Genomic DNA, 18,861 nt, shown 5'->3' on the forward strand with positions numbered 1-18,861 from the left:
CGGTCAGGCGGACACCGGTGAGCGCGGCGGTCCGCGCCGTCCCAGGGAGTGCGCGAGCAGCGGGCCGCGCAGCGCGGCCGTACGGCGGACGGGGCGCGGCAGCCGGCGGATCGCGCCGGCCGGCCGGACGGCCACCGAGGCGACGGCCAGCAGCAGCGGCCGGAAGCCGGTCGCGGCCACCGCCCGCACCAGCTGGGTCAGGGCCCGCTCGCCCCGGTGCAGCCAGGCGGCGGCGAGCAGACCCACACTCACGTGCGCGGCGAGCAGAAGCCAGGCGGTGGCCGGGTCGGCGTGCGAGAGCAGGGCCGGCAGGCGGTCGGTGTCCGTGCCCGTCATCCGGGCCAGCGGGGTGCCGACGGCGGTGCGGTTGCCGCACAGCACGTCCCAGCCGACCGAGCGCAGCGGGCCGGCGACCGGGCCGCCCGCCGCGCCGTAGCAGAGGTGCTGCCCCGTCGTGAACAGGGTGTCCGCGGCCAGCTCCAGCGGGATCAGCAGCGCCGCGATCCGGCCGAAGCCCCGTTCGCGGCCCGCCAGCGCGTAGGCGAGCGCGAACACGGCCGCCGCGACCGCGGCGACCGTGTTGGCGGGCAGCGGGACCCGGGACAGCAGCACGTGCGACGCGGAGCTGACCGTCACGACCAGTGCCGTGAACAGCGCCGCGCGGAGCGCTCTGAGGTGGGTCCCGGATATGTCCATAGCGAGTCAAGAGTGTGGCACGAGCTCCGGTAAGGGACCCCTAAAGGGTCCCTGTGAGAGCTCACACCGTCGTCGTGCGGCTCACAGCCCCGGAATGCGGCCGTTGCGGAACAGGTCGAGGAAGATCTGGTGGTCGGCACGCGCGCGTGCGCCGTAGGCGTGGGCGAAGTCGACCAGGAGCGGCGCGAAGCCCTCCTCGTCGGCGGCGATCGCCGCGTCGATGGCCCGCTCGGTGGAGAACGGCACCAGCGACTCGCCCGACTGGTCGTCGGCGGCCGCGTGCATGGTCGCCGTGGCCCGGCCGAGGTCGGCGACGACGCTCGCGATCTCCTCCGGGTCGTCGATGTCGCCCCAGTCGAGGTCGACCGCGTACGGCGACACCTCGGCGACCAGCTGGCCGGTGCCGTCCAGCTCGGTCCAGCCCAGCCACGGGTCCGCGTGTGCCTGCAGGGCGCGCTGCGAGATCACCGTGCGGTGGCCCTCGTGCTGGAAGTAGTCGCGGATCGCCTGGTCCGTGATGTGCCGGGAGACGGCCGGGGTCTGGGCCTGCTTGATGTAGATCACGACGTCGTTCTCCAGGGCGTCGCTGTGCCCCTCCAGCAGGATGTTGTACGACGGCAGCCCGGCCGAGCCGATGCCGATCCCGCGCCGGCCCACGACGTCCTTGACGCGGTAGGAGTCCGGGCGGGTCAGGGACGTCTCCGGCAGCGTCTCCAGGTAGCCGTCGAAGGCGGCCAGCACCTTGTAGCGGGTGGCCGCGTCCAGCTCGATGGCGCCGCCGCCGGAGGCGAAGCGGCGCTCGAAGTCACGGATCTCCGTCATCGAGTCCAGCAGCCCGAACCGGGTCAGCGAGCGGGCGTCGCGCAACGCGTCCAGCAGCGGGCCCTGGGCGGTGTCCAGCGTGAACGGCGGCACCTCGTCGCTCTTGGCGCCGGTGGCCAGGGCGTGGATCCGCTCGCGGTAGGCGGCCGCGTAGATCCGCACCAGCTCCGTGATCTGCTCGTCGCCGAGCGCCTTCGCGTACCCGACGAGCGCGATGGAGGCGGAGAAGCGCTTCAGGTCCCACGTGAAGGGACCGACGTAGGCCTCGTCGAAGTCGTTGACGTTGAAGATCAGCCGGCCGGTGGAGTCCATGTACGTGCCGAAGTTCTCTGCGTGCAGATCGCCGTGGATCCACACGCGCGAGGTGCGCTCGTCCAGGTACGGCCCGCCGCGCCGGTCGGCGTCCACGTCGTGGTAGAAGAGGCACGCCGTACCCCGGTAGAACGCGAACGCCGAGGCCGCCATCTTGCGGAACTTCACCCGGAACGCGGCCGGATCGGCGGCCAGGAGCTCGCCGAAGGCGGTGTCGAAGACGGTGAGAATCTCCTCACCGCGCTGCTCGTCGCTGAGCTGGGGTACCGACATCGCGGGGTGCCTCCTGGTGCGGGTGGTGCTGTGGGTGAACGAAGCGCCTTCGTCGCTTCCAACGGATGAAGGTACGCCCGAGTGCCCGCTCGCTGTCAGTAGGGCGGCATAGACTTCGACGCTGAATCCCCAACCGTCCCCCGTTCCGTCGCCGACAGTTTCCGCTGGAGGGCACACCGTGTCGAAGCCGCCGTTCACGCACCTGCACGTCCACACCCAGTACTCGCTGCTGGACGGTGCCGCGCGGCTGAAGGACATGTTCAACGCCTGCAACGAGATGGGCATGACGCACATCGCGATGTCCGACCACGGCAACCTGCACGGCGCGTACGACTTCTTCCATTCCGCGAAGAAGGCCGGAATCACCCCGATCATCGGGATCGAGGCGTATGTGGCCCCCGAGTCCCGGCGCAACAAGCGCAAGATCCAGTGGGGCCAGCCGCACCAGAAGAGGGACGACGTCTCGGGTTCGGGTGGTTACACCCACAAGACGATGTGGGCGGTGAACAGCACCGGTCTGCACAACCTCTTCCGGCTCTCCTCCGACGCCTACGCCGAGGGCTGGCTGCAGAAGTGGCCCCGCATGGACAAGGAGACCATCGCCCAGTGGTCCGAGGGCATCGTCGCCTCCACCGGCTGCCCCTCCGGCGAGGTGCAGACCCGGCTGCGCCTCGGCCACTTCGACGAGGCACTCAAGGCCGCCGCCGACTACCAGGACATCTTTGGCAAGGACAAGTACTTCCTGGAGCTGATGGACCACGGCATCGAGATCGAGCGCCGGGTCCGCGACGGTCTGCTGGAGATCGGCAAGAAGCTCGGCATCCCCCCGCTGGTCACCAACGACTCGCACTACACCTACGCCCACGAGGCGCAGGCGCACGACGCCCTGCTGTGCATCCAGACCGGCAAGAACCTCTCCGACCCCGACCGCTTCAAGTTCGACGGCACGGGTTACTACCTGAAGTCCACGGACGAGATGTACGCCATCGACTCCTCGGACGCCTGGCAGGAGGGCTGCGCCAACACGCTCCTCGTCGCCGAGATGGTCGACACCACCGGCATGTTCGAGAAGCGCGACCTGATGCCGAAGTTCGACATCCCGGAGGGCTACACCGAGGTCACCTGGTTCCAGGAGGAGGTCCGGCGCGGCATGGAGCGCCGCTTCCCGGGCGGTGTCCCGGAGGACCGCCAGCGGCAGGCCGAGTACGAGATGGACGTCATCATCTCGATGGGCTTCCCGGGCTACTTCCTCGTGGTCGCCGACTTCATCATGTGGGCGAAGAAGCAGGGCATCGCCGTCGGCCCCGGCCGAGGCTCCGCGGCCGGTTCGATCGTCGCCTACGCCATGGGCATCACCGACCTCGACCCGATCCCGCACGGCCTGATCTTCGAGCGGTTCCTCAACCCCGAGCGCATCTCCATGCCCGATGTCGACATCGACTTCGACGAGCGCCGGCGCGTCGAGGTGATCCGGTACGTGACCGAGAAGTACGGCGCCGACAAGGTCGCCATGATCGGCACCTACGGCACCATCAAGGCCAAGAACGCGATCAAGGACTCCGCGCGCGTGCTGGGCTACCCGTACGCGATGGGCGACCGGATCACCAAGGCGATGCCCGCCGACGTCCTCGGCAAGGGCATCCCGCTGTCCGGCATCACCGACCCGAGCCACCCGCGCTACAGCGAGGCCGGCGAGGTCCGCGGGATGTACGAGAACGAACCGGACGTGAAGAAGGTCATCGACACCGCGCGCGGCGTGGAGGGCCTGGTCCGGCAGATGGGTGTGCACGCCGCCGGCGTGATCATGTCCAGCGAGCCCATCGTCGACCACGTCCCCGTCTGGGTGCGGCACACCGACGGCGTCACCATCACCCAGTGGGACTACCCGAGCTGTGAGTCGCTCGGCCTGCTGAAGATGGACTTCCTGGGCCTGCGCAACCTCACGATCATGGACGACGCCGTCAAGATGGTGAAGGCGAACAAGGGGATCGACATCGATCTCCTCAGCCTCCCGCTCGACGACCCCACGACCTTCGAGCTGCTCCAGCGCGGCGACACCCTCGGCGTCTTCCAGTTCGACGGCGGCCCCATGCGCTCGCTGCTGCGGCTGATGAAGCCCGACAACTTCGAAGACATCTCCGCCGTGTCGGCCCTGTACCGCCCGGGCCCGATGGGCATGAACTCCCACACGAACTACGCGCTGCGCAAGAACGGCCAGCAGGAGATCACGCCCATCCACCCCGAGCTGGAGGAGCCGCTCAAGGAGGTCCTGGACGTCACCTACGGCCTGATCGTCTACCAGGAGCAGGTGCAGAAGGCCGCCCAGATCATCGCCGGCTACTCGCTCGGCGAGGCCGACATCCTCCGCCGTGTGATGGGCAAGAAGAAGCCGGAGGAGCTGGAGAAGAACTTCGTCATCTTCCAGGGCGGCGCCCGCAAGAACGGCTACAGCGACGAGGCCATCCAGGCGCTGTGGGACGTGCTGGTCCCCTTCGCCGGCTACGCCTTCAACAAGGCGCACTCCGCCGCGTACGGCCTGGTGTCCTACTGGACCGCCTACCTCAAGGCGAACCACCCCGCCGAGTACATGGCCGCGCTGCTGACCTCCGTCAAGGACGACAAGGACAAGTCGGCCGTCTACCTCAACGAGTGCCGCCGCATGGGCATCAAGGTGCTCCCGCCGAACGTCAACGAGTCCGAGGCGAACTTCGCCGCGCAGGGCGACGACGTGATCCTCTTCGGCCTGTCCGCCGTGCGCAACGTCGGCACCAACGTCGTCGAGTCGATCATCAAGTGCCGCAAGACGAAGGGGAAGTACACCTCGTTCCCCGACTACCTCGACAAGGTCGACGCGGTCGTCTGCAACAAGCGCACCACCGAGTCGCTGATCAAGGCCGGCGCCTTCGACGAGATGGGCCACACCCGCAAGGGCCTGACGGCGCAGTACGAGCCGATGATCGACAACGTGGTCGCGGTCAAGCGCAAGGAGGCCGAGGGACAGTTCGACCTCTTCGGCGGGATGGGCGAGGAGACGTCGAGCGAGCCGGGCTTCGGACTCGATGTGCAGTTCACGGACGAGGAGTGGGACAAGACCTACCTCCTCGCCCAGGAGCGGGAGATGCTCGGTCTGTACGTCTCCGACCACCCGCTGTTCGGCCTGGAACACATCCTGTCCGACAAGGCCGACGCGGGCATCTCCCAGCTCACCGGCGGTGAGCACGCGGACGGCGCGGTCGTGACGATCGGCGGCATCATCTCCGGCCTGCAGCGCAAGATGACCAAGCAGGGCAACGCCTGGGCGATCGCCACCGTGGAGGACCTCGCGGGCTCCATCGAGTGCATGTTCTTCCCGGCCACCTACCAGCTGGTCTCGACCCAACTGGTCGAGGACGCCGTCGTGTTCGTCAAGGGGCGCCTCGACAAGCGGGAGGACGTGCCGCGGCTGGTCGCCATGGAGCTGATGGTCCCGGACCTGTCCAACGCGGGTACCAACGCGCCGGTGGTCCTCACCATCCCCGCGACCCGGGTCACCCCGCCCATGGTCAGCCGGCTCGGCGAGATCCTCAGCCACCACAAGGGCGACAGTGAGGTCCGGATCAAGCTCCAGGGCCCGACCAAGACGACCGTGCTGCGTCTCGACCGGCACCGGGTCAAGCCCGATCCGGCGCTGTTCGGCGACCTGAAGGTGCTGCTGGGCCCGTCCTGCCTGGCGGGCTGACCGGCGAACACGCAGGAGGGGCGCACCCGGTACCGGGTGCGCCCCTCGTCATTGCCTGGATCGCAACAGACCCGTCACACGCGTTCAGTTGTGGCCGAAGCTGCGCTTCCGCTTGCGGGTGGCCACGTCACCGGGGGTCGCCTCCACCTCGGGCTGGGACTCGGTGTCCATCGCCGGCTGGCGGGTCGCCTGCTGGCCACGCTCGGTGGGGCGCTGCTGCTTACGATCACGGTTCTTGTTCTTGGCCATGGTGATGCCTCCTGTGGGGGATCTAGGGGCCAGGGCCGCGACCAGATTCACATAGACTGACAACAACCGCATATCGGGCAATTACCGTGCGTGACAAGGGCTGTGGAGACGCACCGCACCGAAACGCCACGCCGAAGATCGAGTTCCGGCCGTTAACCTCCGCCCGGTCGGGCAGACTCGAAGGAAGCCCGAAGCAAACCTCCCGGGAAGAGGGTGAGTCGCGTGGACCGCTGCATCGTCCTGGTGGACGCCGGGTACCTGCTGGGGGCCGCCGCCAGCCTCCTCGCCGGGGAGCCCTCCCGGTCCCGGATCACCGTCGACCACGCCGCCCTCATCCAGGGCCTGCGTGAACGCGCCGAGGCCGACACCCAGCAGCCGCTGCTGCGGATCTACTGGTTCGACGGCGCCCCCGACCGAGTTCCCCAGCCCGAACACCGCCGGCTGCGCGTCATGCCCCGCGTCACCGTCCGCCTGGGCGCCCTCACTCGCAGTGACGGCCGCTGGGCGCAGAAGGGCGTGGACGCCGCCATGCACGCCGAGCTGACCGAGCTGGCCCGCAACCGCGCCTGCTCCGACATCGTCCTCGTCACCGGCGACGGCGACCTGCTGCCGGGCATGATGTCCGCCAAAGAGCACGGCGTCGCGGTCCACCTGTGGGCCGTGCAGGCCGCCGACGGCGACTACAACCAGTCCGAGGACCTGGTCGCCGAGGCCGACGAGCGGCGCGTCCTCGACCGGGCCTGGATCACCCGGGCCGTGCGCGCCAAGGAACTCACCGGCGTGTGCGCCCCGCCGCCCGCGCCCCGCCCCGAGATCGCCGCGATCCTCTCCGCGCCGCTGCCCGAGTCCGCGCCCGCCGACGAGCGGCCCCCGCGCGAGGCCGCCCCCGCCCCGGCCGCCGCCGGGCAGAACGGCTCCCAGGAACGCCTCCCCGGCCCCAAGGGTGTCCCCACCCCGAAGGACCTCGCCGAACTGCGCTCCGGTGCCCCCGCCCCCCAGCACCCCGCGACCGCGACCCTGCGCTGGTCCTCCGACAAAGGCTGGGTCGACCGCCCCGGCACCCCCGCCGAGCCGCCGGAGGTCGCCGCGATGCCCACGCTCGCCCAGCTGACCACGGCCGAGCAGCGCTGGGCCGACCGCGAGGAGGACATCACCACTGTCGGCGGCGACCCCTACGAGGTCGGCCAGGTCTTCGCCCGCCGCTGGATCTCCCGCCTCGGCGATCCCGGCCACCTCCAGCGGCTGTCCGGGATGTACCCCCGCATCCCGCACCGCATCGACGGCGAGCTGCTGCGCTACGCCGCCCGCTTCGGCCTCCTCGCCCACAAGGACGACCAGATCGACGAGCACGACCGCTACGCCATCCGGGCGGGCTTCTGGAGAGAGATCGACGTCCCGACGACGGCGGAACCCGCCACGGCCGGGGAGTGAGCCAGGGGCGGTAGACCGCCCCAACGGCAGGCAAAGCCCGCCGACCCCGTAGTCTCGTCCTTTGTGAGTACGCGCACGGCAGCATCAAAACGGCCCCTCGGTGAGGTCGTCTGTGCGGTGCGCGGACTGATCAAGACGTATCCGGCCGTGCGGGCCCGGCGCGGTGCTCCGGGCACACCCGAGGTGCGCGCCACCGACGACGTACGCCTGGACATCCGGCGGGGCGAGATCTTCGGCCTGCTCGGGCCGAACGGCGCCGGCAAGTCCACCCTCGTGCGCCAGCTCACCGGGCTGATGCGCCCGGACGCCGGCAGCGTGGAGATCCTCGGGCACGACATCGTCCGCCACCCTGAGCGGGCCGCCCGCATCCTCGCCTACCTCGGCCAGGAGTCCACCGCCCTGGACGAGCTGACCGTGTCGCTGGCCGCCGAGACCACCGGACGGCTGCGCGGCCTGGACATCCGGCAGGCCCGGGCCGAGCGGGACGCCGTCCTCGAGGAACTGGGCCTCACCCCGATCGCCGGCCGCCCCCTGAAGAAGCTGTCCGGCGGCCAGCGCAGGCTCGCCACCTTCGCCGCCGCCCTGGTCGGCGAGCGGCCGCTGCTGGTCCTCGACGAACCCACCACCGGCATGGACCCGGTCGCCCGCCGCGCGGTGTGGTCCGCCGTCGACCGCCGCCGCGCCGAACGCGGCACGACCGTCCTGCTGGTCACCCACAACGTCATCGAGGCCGAGACCGTCCTCGACCGGGTCGCCGTGCTCGACCGGGGCCGCATCATCGCCTGTGACACGCCCTCCGGCCTCAAGGAGCAGGTCGCCGACGAGGTGCGGGTCGAACTGGTGTGGCGCGAACGCGCCCCGCTGGACGTCCCTGAGGTCGCCGCGCTGCGCGACCGGGCCACCGAGTCGGGGCGCCGCTGGACGCTCCGGCTCGCACCCGAGGAGGCCCGCGCGGTCGTCGCGACCGTCACCGGAGGGGCCGCCTTCGCGGCGCTGGACGACTTCACGCTCGCCACGCCCAGCCTGGAGGACGTCTACCTCGCCCTCGGCGGCGCCGCACGGCAGGGGCTGGTGAAGGCATGAGCGCACCGGCCGTGCCCTGCGTATGGGTCCACGCGACCGTCGTACGGAGAAGGAGCAGCTCCACGTGAGTGTCGTACCCGCCGAGAGTCTCTCGGGCAGCGCCCGGGGCGTGGCCCGGGCCGCCGCCCCGGCCCCGGCCGAGCTCGGGCCGCGCGCCCGGCTGTGGCCGTCGCTGGGTGCCGTCTACCGGGCCCAGCTGTCCCGGGCGCGGGTCGCGCGTATCCCGCTGCTGTTCGTGGCGACCTTCCAGTCCGTCGGCATCCTGATCATGATGCGCGGGGTGGTGGACGGCGGCAACGAGGCCGAGTCGGTCGTCGCCGGGTCCGCGGTGCTGGTCGTCGCGTTCGTCGCGCTCAACCTGCTCGCCCAGTACTTCGGGCAGCTGCGCGCGAGCGGGGGCCTCGACCACTACGCCACCCTGCCGGTACCGCCCGCCGCCGTGGTGCTGGGCGCGGCAGCCGCGTACGCCTCGTTCACCGTGCCGGGCACCGTGGTCACCGCCGTCTTCGGCTGTGTGCTGTTCGGACTGCCGCTGACCCATCTGTGGGTGCTCGCGGCCGTCATCCCGCTTGCCGGTGCCGCGCTGTCCGGGCTCGGCGCGGCCTGCGGGCTGCTCGCCCCGCGCCCGGAACTGGCGACGCTCCTGGGCCAGCTGGGCATGTCGGCGGCGCTGCTGCTGGGCGTGCTGCCGGCCGACCGGATGCCGGAGGTCGTACGGCTGGCCCGTGACCTGCTGCCGTCCACCTACGGCGTCGAGGCCCTCGCGCGGACCTTCGGGCCGAGCCCCGACTGGGCGTACGTGCTCGCCGACCTCGCCGTGTGCGCCGGGGTCGGGGTGGCCTCCCTGGCCGTCGCCACGTGGGCGTACCGGCGGGCCGCCGTCCGGTGACACGGCACGCGGGCGCACCTGGCACGATGTGGGGGTGACCGCACCGCTGACACCGCCCACCGGGCCGCACGACCACTCCTCGTACCCCTCCGGCCAGGCCGGTCCGCCTGCCGCGGGCGGATCCGGGTACGGGACACCTGCGCCGCAGGACGCCGTGTACGGACAGGACGGGCCCGGGATGAAGACGGAACTGCGTGAGGCCGCCGTGGTCACCGTGGCGGTGACGGTCGCCGGTGTGCTGCTCGGGGCCCTGTGGTGGTGGCTCGCCCCGCACGTTCCGCTGGTGGGCAGCGTGGTGGACAACAGCTGGGTCGTCTACCTCAAGGACAGCGAGGGCGAGCAGGCGATCGGCGTCGACGGAACGTTCACGCTGCTGGCGCTGGCCTTCGGCGTTCTCAGCGGGATCGCCGTGTTCCTGTGGCGCCGGCGCGGGGGCGTGCCGCTGGTGGCGGCCCTGGGCGTCGGCGGCCTGCTCGCGTCGCTGCTGGCGTGGCGCCTCGGCGTGTGGCTCGGCCCGGCGTCCGACGTCATCGCCCACGCGAAGGCGGTGGGCGAGGGCGTCACGTTCTCCGCGCCGCTGAAGCTGGGAGCGAAGGGCGCGCTGCTGGCGTGGCCGCTGGCGGCCCTCCTGATCCACCTCGCCCTCACGGCCCTCTTCGGCCCCCGAGACCCCGAACCGCTGGGCGGCTACGGAGTGCCGCCGGCCTGAGCCTCGGGCTGCGCGCCCGGCGCTTTATCGGTGCCGCTGGTTGCGCTGCGCGCCCGGCGTCATGGCTGGGCGGGTGGATGCGCTCGCCGACGCTGGCGGGGTGCCTCCCCCAAGCTCTTCGGGTACCCCCAGCGCCCACCTGTGCCGCCCCGGCTAGGTCGGCATGGCGGCCGCCCGGCGCTGGGGCCGCCGCAGCCGCACGGGACGGCACCCCACGGCCCCGCGCCACGACGTTGCGGCACCCGCCGCCCGCCACGGCGTTGGTGCAGTCGCCGACGGCGGGAAGGGGACGGGGTGGGGGGTGTCCGCCCGCAGCGGCCGGCACCGGCACAGGGCGCCGTATCCGGCGACGGGCGGCCGGACCGAGGACGGACACCCCCCGCCCCGGCCCCGACCCACAACGCACCGCAGGCGCGACACCAGCCACCCACCGGACCGCGACGGGCCGCCGCAGGCACAGAAAGGGGCGCGGGGAACTGCGCGATCGGCCACGACGCAACCCGCACAGGCCGCCGCAGGCATCCGCGATCGGCCACGACGCAACCCGCACAGGCCGCCGCAGGCATCCGCGATCGGCCACGACGCAACCCGCACAGGCCGCGCAGGCATCCGCGATCGGCCACGACGCAACCCGCACAGGCCGCGCAGGCATCCGCGACCAGCCACGACGCAACCCGCGCAGGCCGCGCAGGCATCCGCGAGCAACCACGACGGGCCCCGCGCCCGAAAACGCTACCGCCCGATCGGCGCCAGAACCGCCGACGTCAGCTTCGCCAGATCCCCCGGGGACAGCTCGACCTCCAGCCCCCTGCGCCCCGCAGACACACAGATCGTGTCGAACGAGGAAGCCGACGCGTCCAGCACTGTCCGCAGCCGCTTGCGCTGCCCCAGCGGCGAGATCCCCCCGCGCACATACCCCGTCGTGCGCTCGGCCAGCGAAGGATCGGCCATCGCCGCCCGTTTGCCGCCCACCGCGGACGCCAGCGCCTTGAGATCCAGTTGCCCGGCCACCGGCACGACGGCGACCGTCAGCGCCCCGTCCACGTCCGCGACGAGCGTCTTGAACACCCGCTCCGGGGAGACACCCATCGCCTCGGCGGCCTCCTCGCCGTACGAGGGATGGCTCGGATCGTGGTCGTAGGCGTGGACCGTGAATTCCACCCCCGCCGCCGCGAGCGCCACCGTCGCCGGCGTCCCCCCGGACTGCTGCTGCTTCTTCGCCTTCTTCGCCATACCCGGCCGTTCCCCAAGATCAGTTCACGAACTCACGAACTCACGAGCTCACGAGCTCACCAGCTCACTGGCTCATGTGCTCACGAGATCAGTTCAGACTCGTCGGCCCACGCGTCAGATCCGCCGCGGGCAGTGACGGCAGCGTACGGATGATCGCCGTCTCCGCGCGCAGGAGTTTCAGCTCGTCCCGCAACCGGGACGCCGTGTCCGGCGCCTGCAGCAGCCGCTGCTTCGCCGGCGTGTCGAGCATCATCGCCGCCGCGACCAGGTACGACACCACCGACGGCTCGTCCGGCAGCTCCGCCCCGGTCGACAGCGACCGCTCCCGCGCCCCCGCCAGCCGCTTCTGGTACTGCCGGAACGCCCGCAGCACCCCCTCCGCGAGCGCACCGGCCTCGTCGCCGGGCTCCTCGGGCAGCTCCTCGACTTCCGCGGTCAGGAACGGCCCCGAGGCGTCCACGGACAACAGCCGCACCCTCGTCGTACCGGTCGCCAGGACCTCGAAGGTGCCGTCGGCGCGCTCCCGGACGGTCGCCGCGTCCGCGATACAGCCCACGGAGTGGAAGGCCTTCATCGGGTCGGTGCCGAACCCGGCCGCGGGCCCGAGCTCGGGCAGCGCCGTCTGGTCGGGCATGCCGGGCACGCTGGGCGCGACCTCGCGGCCGTCGCGGATCGCCACGACGGCGAACCGGCGCGGTTCGTCGTCGGGCGTCTTGAGCAGCTCGCGCATCATGGCGCGATATCGCTCCTCGAAGACGTTCAACGGGAGGACGAGCCCGGGGTACAACACCGAGTTCAGGGGAAAGAGCGGGAGCCGGACGGTGGTCACGGCGCCAAAGCCTAATGGCCGACCCGGCACACATGTCCGCCCCGCCCGCGCTGTGGACGCCACGCCACCCCACCACGGCCGCCACAGACGCCCTCCACGGAGGCCCCGCCACCCCGCCACCGACGCCCGCCACCCAGGTCCCGCCACCCGGCTACCGACGCCCGCCACTTAGGTCCCGCCACCCCGCCACCGACGCCCGCCACCCAGGTCCCGCCACCCCGGCTACCGACGCCCGCCACCCAGGTCCCGCCACCCCGGCTACCGACGCCCGCCACCCAGGTCCCGCCACCCCGGCTACCGACGCCCGCCACCCCACCACGGACGCAAGCCACCGACGTCAGCCGCCCCCGACAAGGGCAGCATCACCGCCTCGACCACCGCCCCCCGCAGGGGCCGCGTCACCGCCCCCCGGCCACCGCCCCCCGCAGCTCCTCCCGCACTTGCAGAAAGTGCCCCAGCGGGTCGTCCGACTGCCGCTCCCAGGGAAACGACGTGGCGTACGGGCCGTTCATCCGCAGCTGCTCCAGCGCCTCGTCCGGCCGGTCCAGCCGGGCCAGCACATGGATGAGCAGGTTCCGGATGGGCGCGGGCCACGGATCCGCGGGCCCGAGCAGCGCCGACAGCGCGATCGCCCGGTCGGCCGCAGCGTCCAGCCGCTCGCGCTCCACCCGCGAACCGCCCGCACCGCGCGGGCCGGACAGGCAGGCGAAAGCCGCCCGCAGCGGAAGCGCCTGGACGAACGAGTCGGCCGGCGCGTCCTGCGCGGCCCGGTCGGCGAAGTCGAAGCAGGCACGGTGGGCGTCCTGCTCGGAGGCCGCCAGGTAGCGCAGCGCGGCCACATGACAGCCGTAGTGGTGCGGAGCGCGCCGCACCGCCGCCTCCCACAGCTCCTCGAAGTACCGGTGCCCGGCCCGCGCGCCGCGCGCGTGGTCCAGCGCGATACGCCACGGCACCGGGTCGCCGTCGTCGCTGCGCGCGGCCCGGGTGATCAGCGGGCTCACCTCGCGCAGCGCCTCGGCGCGGGCGGGGGAGCGCCAGGCGCGGTCCACCGCGAGCTGGGCCTCGACCACCAGCCCGTGCGGGTCGTGCGGGTCGGCCGTGCGCCAGGCGTCCAGCCACTCGGGGCGGGAGTGCGCGAAGGCGGCGAGTCGCAGGGCGTAGCGGTCGCGGCGCTCCCACTCGGCGGCGGCGCGGGTCGCGCCGAGCAGCCCGGCGGCGGGCGCGTGGTCGCCGCGCGCGGCCGCGACCAGCACGGGGGCCAGTCGGGAGTCGGGCGCGTCGAGGAGCACCTCGTCGTCGGGGACGTGGGGGGCGTCCGCGTCGGGCCCGGGGTGCGCGGCGGTGGGGGTCATCCGGCCCGAGCGGATGAACGGCAGCAGCAGAGCCATGGTGCCGACCATTGAAAAGCCGCTGCTCGTGGCCGCGCCAGTGGCTACACGGAACCTCCCGAAAGTTGTACGCCCCGCGGTCAAGGAAGAGCAAAACGTGACCGTTCCTCAACTTATCGAACCCCTGTGCCGCGTACCTCCGGTAACCGCAGGTCGCGCCCGCGCGCGGAACAGCCGCAGGCCGAGCTGCCTGCGGCCGTGCCGGTCGGACCGTCCGGCCGTTCGAGCCAGGGTCGGACCACCTGGCCGCGACAGCCACGGTCGGACCACCTGGCCGTGACGCCCATGGTCGGACCACCTGGCCGTGACAGCCACGGTCGGACCACCTGGCCGTGACACCCGTGGTCGGACCACCTGGCCTGACATCCGTGGGTCGGACTACCCGCGCCGCAGCAGCCGCGTCGCGCCCGCCGCCACCGCGGTCGCCAGGACCCAGCCCAGCAGGACCAGCGCGGCGGCCAGCCACTGCCAGCCGCCGGTCAGCTGCCACTGGCCGACCTGGCCCAGGTCGATCACCGGCAGCAGCAGGTCCAGCGCGAACAGCGCCGGGTCCCACGCCGGGTGCTCGTCACGCTGCACCGGCGGCGGACCCGCCTGCGCGAAGGCCAGCGAACCCGCCGCCCACAGCACCGCCAGCCACAGCGCCGCCCGCCCCGGCCGGTAGCCGTAGGCCACCGTCCAGTCCTGGGCGTAGCCCCACAGCTTCGCGGCCGGCGGCAGCGTCTCGCGGCGGTGGCGCTGCTTGGCGAGCAGCACCTCGCGCGCGTCCTCGTCCTCGCCGGCGCCCCGCAGCACCGCGGCCAGGCGCTCGTAGGGCTCCGGGTTGTACTCGGCGGTCGCCGCGGCCACCCAGCCGAGCCGCTCGGCGAGCGGGAACGGCCCGTGCGGCACCAGGCACTCGTAGGTGAAGCCGGCCATCTGCAGCCGCCCGGGTCCCGGCCAGGCGCCGGCCCGGTCGACGAGGGTGACGATCCGCGCGCCGGACAGCACCACCCGCCCCAGCCGCGGCTGCTCGCCGAGGAAGCGCAGCTCCGGCGTCTGTACCCGGCGCAGCGACAGCTCCTGTTCCTCGCCGAGCGCGAACCGGGCCCGCTCGAAGTCCACCGCGTCCCCGAACCGCCCGTCGTCGAGCCGCACCCCGCCCCGGCACTCGAACGCCTGGATCCGCGTCCCCTGCGCCGGTGTGACCCCCATCAGCGCCTGGCCGACGCCCGCCGGGGTCAGGTACAGCGTGCGCTCGACGGTCAGCTGCGGGGCGTTCAGCGCGTGGCGGGCGTACGGGTTGGCCAGTCGCGCCCCGCGCAGGCTCAGCGACACGCCGATCTTCGCGCCGCGCAGGCTCAGCTCGCCGTCCGACCGCAGCAGCTCCGCCTGCAGGTCCTGGCCGACACTCAGGCCGTCCCCGGCGATCGACCGGCCGGTGCGGTCGCGGTGCACGATCGCCTCGTTGAGCATCAGATCGGTGCCTATGTGCGCGTCGGTGAGCCGGATGCCGCGGTGGAAGCGGCAGTGCGGCAGATGCAGATCACCCTCGGTGTGCACGCGCGCCGCCTCCAGCCGAGGCACCGAGCAGTTCACCAGCCGCAGTGTCGTGAAGCGGGCCTCCGGCAGCAGCACGTCGCTCTCGAAGCGGCAGCCGCGCAGCTCCACGTACGGCGCCACCGTGCCCCCGGCGAGGTCCAGCGTGCCGCTGAGCCGTACCCCGACCAGTTTCAGCGCCGAGACGCGGCCCGCCAGGGCGGGCGGGCCGTCCAGCAGCAGCCAGGCCACGATGCGCGCCCGCACCGTGCGCTCCTGACCCCAGGGGTGCCCGCCGTGCGGGTCGTCGACGATCGGGTCGCCGCTGCTCAGGTCGTACACACTGCCGTTGCGGAAGGCCAGCCACATGCCGGCTTCCGTCGCGGTCAGCTCGTCCGGCAGCTCGCCGGTGTCGTGGAGGCCCACCTCCCCGGTCACGGCGCTCACTTCCTCCCCGGCTACTCGCGGGTTCGGTCTTCGTACAGCCGTTCATGCCCGGTCGGTGACCCCCCGAACACTCAAAGTGACGGTCGTGTTCCGGACAGTCCGCGCGCGCCGCAGCCGCGCGGGCCGGCCCGCGCGCGCCCCGCTCCGTACCGCGCCCGCACCCCCGCGCCGTATCACGTCGTGTATCAGCCATTGATACGGCCGCACGGCCCGCAGCACGGGTCTGAGAGAATTGAGACCGTGATCTCCCGAATCGATCTGCGCGGCGACGCCCTTCCTGAGGGCCCCGCCCTGCGTGACCTGCTGCCCCGAGCCGACTTCGACGTTGCGGCCGCCCTGGAGAAGGTGCGTCCGATCTGCGAGGCCGTGCATCATCGTGGCGACGCGGCACTGATCGACTTCGCGGAGAAATTCGACGGTGTCCGGCTGGAACAGGTGCGGGTGCCGGCCGAGGCGCTCACCAAGGCGCTCGACGAGCTGGACCCGGCCGTGCGCGCGGCCCTGGAGGAGTCCATCCGCCGCGCCCGCCTGGTGCACCGCGCGCAGCGCCGCTCCACGCACACCACCGAAGTCGTGCCCGGCGGCACGGTGACCGAGAAGTGGGTGCCGGTCGAGCGCGTCGGCCTCTACGCGCCCGGCGGCCGGTCCGTCTACCCGTCGTCCGTGGTCATGAACGTCGTCCCGGCCCAGGAGGCCGGTGTCGAGTCCATCGCGCTCGCCTCGCCGGCCCAGGCCGAGTTCGGCGGACTGCCGCACCCGACCATCCTCGCCGCGTGCGCCCTGCTCGGCGTCGACGAGGTGTACGCCGCGGGCGGCGCCACCGCCGTGGCGATGTTCGCGCACGGCACCGAGTCCTGCCCGCCCGCGAACATGGTCACCGGCCCCGGCAACATCTGGGTCGCCGCCGCCAAGCGCTACTTCACCGGCAAGATCGGCATCGACGCCGAAGCCGGCCCGACCGAGATCGCGATCCTCGCGGACTCCACGGCCGACCCCGCGCACGTCGCCGCCGACCTGATCAGCCAGGCCGAGCACGACCCGCTGGCCGCCGCCGTCCTGGTCACCGACTCCGTGGAGCTGGCCGACGCGGTCGAGCGCGAGCTCGAGCCGCAGGTGAAGGCCACCAAGCACATCGACGACCGGATCGTGCCCGCCCTCAAGGGCCGGCAGTCCGCGATCGTGCTGGTCGACGGCGTCGACGAGGGCCTGCGCGTGGTCGACGCCTACGGCGCCGAGCACCTGGAGATCCAGACCGCCGACGCCGCCGCGGTCGCCGACCGGGTGAAGAACGCCGGCGCGATCTTCATCGGCCCCTGGGCACCCGTCTCGCTCGGCGACTACGCGGCCGGATCCAACCACGTCCTGCCCACCGGCGGCTGCGCCTGCCACTCCTCCGGCCTGTCCGTCCAGTCCTTCCTGCGCGGCATCCACATCGTCGACTACACGCGGGACGCGCTGGCCGAGGTCGCGCACCACGTGGTGACGCTGGCGGAGGCGGAGGACCTGCCCGCGCACGGCGCGGCGATCAAGGCGAGGTTCGACTGGAAGGTGCCGGAGAGCAAGTGAACGTCCGGATCGACGATCTCCCCGTACGGGACGAGCTGCGCGGCAAGTCCCCCTACGGCGCGCCCCAGCTGGACGTCCCCGTACGGCTGAACACCAACGAGAACCCCTACCCGCTGCCGGAGCCGCTGGTCGAGCGGATCGCCGAGCGGGTGCGCGAGGCGGCCCGCACCCTCAACCGCTACCCGGACCGCGACGCCGTCGAGCTGCGCACCAAGCTGGCCGAGTACCTGACGCGCACCGCCGGCCACGAGGTCGGCCTGAGCCAGGTGTGGGCGGCCAACGGCTCCAACGAGGTCATCCAGCAGCTGCTGCAGACCTTCGGCGGACCGGGGCGCACGGCGATCGGCTTCGAGCCGTCGTACTCGATGCACGCGCTCATCGCGCGCGGCACCGGCACGGGCTGGATCTCCGGTCCGCGCAACGAGGACTTCACGATCGACCTCGCCGCCGCCGAGAAGGCCATCGCCGAGAACCGGCCCGACGTCGTCTTCATCACCACGCCCAACAACCCCACGGGCACGGCGGTCCCGCCGGAGACCGTGATCGCGCTGTACGAGGCGGCGCAGGCCGCCAAGCCGTCGATCGTGATCGCGGACGAGGCGTACATCGAGTTCAGCCACGGCGACTCGCTGCTGCCGCTGCTGGAGGGCCGCCCGCACCTCGTCGTCTCGCGCACCATGTCGAAGGCGTTCGGCGCGGCGGGCCTGCGCCTCGGTTATCTCGCCGCGCACCCGGCCGTCGTGGACGCCGTCCAGCTGGTGCGGCTGCCGTACCACCTGTCCGCGGTCACCCAGGCGACCGCGCTGGCCGCGCTGGAGCACACCGACACGCTGCTCGGCTATGTCGAGCAGCTGAAGGCCGAGCGGGACCGGCTGGTGAGCGAGCTGCGGGCGATCGGCTACGAGGTGACCGCGTCGGACGCCAACTTCGTGCAGTTCGGCCGGTTCGACGACGCCCACGACACCTGGCAGAAGATCCTCGACCGGGGCGTCCTCGTCCGGGACAACGGCGTGCCGGGCTGGCTGCGGGTCACCGCGGGCACCCCGCAGGAGAACGACGCGTTCCTCGACGCGGTCCGTGAAGTGAAGAAGGAGCTTGAGGCATGAGCCGCGTTGGACGCATAGAGCGCACCACCAAGGAGACCTCGGTGCTGGTCGAGATCGACCTCGACGGCACCGGGAAGACCGACATCGCCACCGGCGTCGGCTTCTACGACCACATGCTCGACCAGCTCGGCCGGCACGGTCTGTTCGACCTGACCGTGAAGACCGACGGCGACCTGCACATCGACTCCCACCACACCATCGAGGACACCGCCCTCGCGCTCGGCGCCGCCTTCAAGCAGGCGCTCGGCGACAAGGTGGGCATCTACCGCTTCGGCAACTGCACGGTCCCGCTGGACGAGTCCCTCGCCCAGGTCACCGTCGACCTCTCCGGCCGCCCCTACCTGGTGCACACCGAGCCGGAGAACATGGCGCCGATGATCGGCGAGTACGACACCACGATGACCCGGCACATCCTGGAGTCCTTCGTGGCCCAGGCCCAGGTCGCGCTGCACGTGCACGTGCCCTACGGCCGCAACGCGCACCACATCGTGGAGTGCCAGTTCAAGGCGCTGGCCCGGGCCCTGCGCTACGCCTCCGAGCGCGACCCGCGCGCGGCGGGCATCCTCCCGTCCACGAAGGGTGCGCTGTAAAA

At 72.2% G+C, this 18,861-nt stretch carries 15 protein-coding genes; 8 read left to right on the plus strand and 7 right to left on the minus strand.

The window, feature by feature from the left end; genetic code table 11:
- Window positions 1–3: 3 nt before the first annotated feature.
- Both ACZ67Q_RS10950 and ACZ67Q_RS10955 read right to left on the minus strand, forming a co-directional pair.
- The gene (locus ACZ67Q_RS10950) at window positions 4–696 is read right to left on the minus strand and encodes a hypothetical protein (RefSeq protein ID WP_471179401.1); all 693 of its coding nucleotides are present in this window, start codon (window positions 694–696) and stop codon (window positions 4–6) included.
- 81 nt (window positions 697–777) lie between these two features.
- Window positions 778–2,103 carry a DUF2252 domain-containing protein gene (locus tag ACZ67Q_RS10955; RefSeq protein ID WP_471179403.1) on the minus strand — a complete coding sequence of 442 codons (1,326 nt, stop codon included), beginning with the start codon at window positions 2,101–2,103 and terminating at the stop codon, window positions 778–780.
- Window positions 2,104–2,281: 178 nt separating this feature from the next.
- Between ACZ67Q_RS10955 and dnaE the strand changes: the two genes are divergently transcribed.
- A complete protein-coding gene (gene dnaE, locus ACZ67Q_RS10960; protein ID WP_471179406.1) occupies window positions 2,282–5,821 on the plus strand; it encodes a DNA polymerase III subunit alpha in 3,540 nt (1,179 codons plus the stop codon).
- Window positions 5,822–5,905: 84 nt separating this feature from the next.
- Here the strand turns inward: dnaE and ACZ67Q_RS10965 are convergent, their stop codons facing one another.
- A complete protein-coding gene (locus ACZ67Q_RS10965; RefSeq protein WP_471179408.1) occupies window positions 5,906–6,070 on the minus strand; it encodes a hypothetical protein in 165 nt (54 codons plus the stop codon).
- Window positions 6,071–6,292: 222 nt separating this feature from the next.
- Here ACZ67Q_RS10965 and ACZ67Q_RS10970 point away from each other — a divergent pair, with 222 nt between their 5' ends.
- The 4 genes from ACZ67Q_RS10970 (at window position 6,293) to ACZ67Q_RS10985 (ending at window position 10,182) form a co-directional block, all read left to right on the plus strand.
- Complete coding sequence (locus ACZ67Q_RS10970; RefSeq protein WP_471179411.1) at window positions 6,293–7,501, plus strand: NYN domain-containing protein; 1,209 nt, start codon at window positions 6,293–6,295, stop codon at window positions 7,499–7,501.
- Between the two features lie 63 nt (window positions 7,502–7,564).
- Window positions 7,565–8,584, plus strand: a complete 1,020-nt coding sequence (locus ACZ67Q_RS10975) for an ABC transporter ATP-binding protein (protein ID WP_471179413.1) — start codon at window positions 7,565–7,567, stop codon at window positions 8,582–8,584.
- 64 nt (window positions 8,585–8,648) lie between these two features.
- The gene (locus ACZ67Q_RS10980; RefSeq protein ID WP_471179416.1) at window positions 8,649–9,473 is read left to right on the plus strand and encodes an ABC transporter permease; all 825 of its coding nucleotides are present in this window, start codon (window positions 8,649–8,651) and stop codon (window positions 9,471–9,473) included.
- A 34-nt stretch (window positions 9,474–9,507) separates the two neighbouring features.
- A complete protein-coding gene (locus ACZ67Q_RS10985; RefSeq protein ID WP_471179419.1) occupies window positions 9,508–10,182 on the plus strand; it encodes an AAA family ATPase in 675 nt (224 codons plus the stop codon).
- Between the two features lie 732 nt (window positions 10,183–10,914).
- On the opposite strand, the gene ybaK is transcribed toward ACZ67Q_RS10985, so the two are convergent.
- The 4 genes from ybaK to ACZ67Q_RS11005 all read right to left on the minus strand — a co-directional run bounded on the left by ybaK (window position 10,915) and on the right by ACZ67Q_RS11005 (window position 15,588).
- Window positions 10,915–11,415, minus strand: a complete 501-nt coding sequence (gene ybaK, locus ACZ67Q_RS10990; protein WP_471179421.1) for a Cys-tRNA(Pro) deacylase — start codon at window positions 11,413–11,415, stop codon at window positions 10,915–10,917.
- Window positions 11,416–11,503: 88 nt separating this feature from the next.
- Window positions 11,504–12,244: an LON peptidase substrate-binding domain-containing protein gene (locus ACZ67Q_RS10995; RefSeq protein WP_471179423.1), complete on the minus strand. Its 741-nt coding sequence runs from the start codon at window positions 12,242–12,244 to the stop codon at window positions 11,504–11,506.
- Window positions 12,245–12,642: 398 nt separating this feature from the next.
- The gene (locus ACZ67Q_RS11000; protein ID WP_471179425.1) at window positions 12,643–13,644 is read right to left on the minus strand and encodes a hypothetical protein; all 1,002 of its coding nucleotides are present in this window, start codon (window positions 13,642–13,644) and stop codon (window positions 12,643–12,645) included.
- 366 nt (window positions 13,645–14,010) lie between these two features.
- Window positions 14,011–15,588, minus strand: coding sequence for an oxidoreductase (locus ACZ67Q_RS11005; RefSeq protein ID WP_471179428.1), 1,578 nt, complete (start codon window positions 15,586–15,588; stop codon window positions 14,011–14,013).
- 249 nt (window positions 15,589–15,837) lie between these two features.
- Between ACZ67Q_RS11005 and hisD the strand changes: the two genes are divergently transcribed.
- From hisD to hisB, 3 genes are read left to right on the plus strand one after another with little or no spacing between them, the layout of a single operon-like run.
- Window positions 15,838–17,163 carry a histidinol dehydrogenase gene (hisD, locus tag ACZ67Q_RS11010; protein WP_471179430.1) on the plus strand — a complete coding sequence of 442 codons (1,326 nt, stop codon included), beginning with the start codon at window positions 15,838–15,840 and terminating at the stop codon, window positions 17,161–17,163.
- Window positions 17,160–18,269 carry a histidinol-phosphate transaminase gene (locus ACZ67Q_RS11015; RefSeq protein WP_471179433.1) on the plus strand — a complete coding sequence of 370 codons (1,110 nt, stop codon included), beginning with the start codon at window positions 17,160–17,162 and terminating at the stop codon, window positions 18,267–18,269. The genes hisD and ACZ67Q_RS11015 overlap by 4 nt, the downstream gene beginning before the upstream one ends.
- Window positions 18,266–18,859 (plus strand): imidazoleglycerol-phosphate dehydratase HisB, encoded by a 594-nt coding sequence (gene hisB, locus ACZ67Q_RS11020; protein ID WP_363269143.1) that lies wholly within the window; start codon window positions 18,266–18,268, stop codon window positions 18,857–18,859. Before ACZ67Q_RS11015 ends, hisB begins: the two co-directional genes overlap by 4 nt.
- The last annotated feature ends 2 nt before the right edge of the window (window positions 18,860–18,861 follow it).

The sequence above is a fragment of the Streptomyces sp. NPDC036813 genome (genome assembly GCF_055609245.1).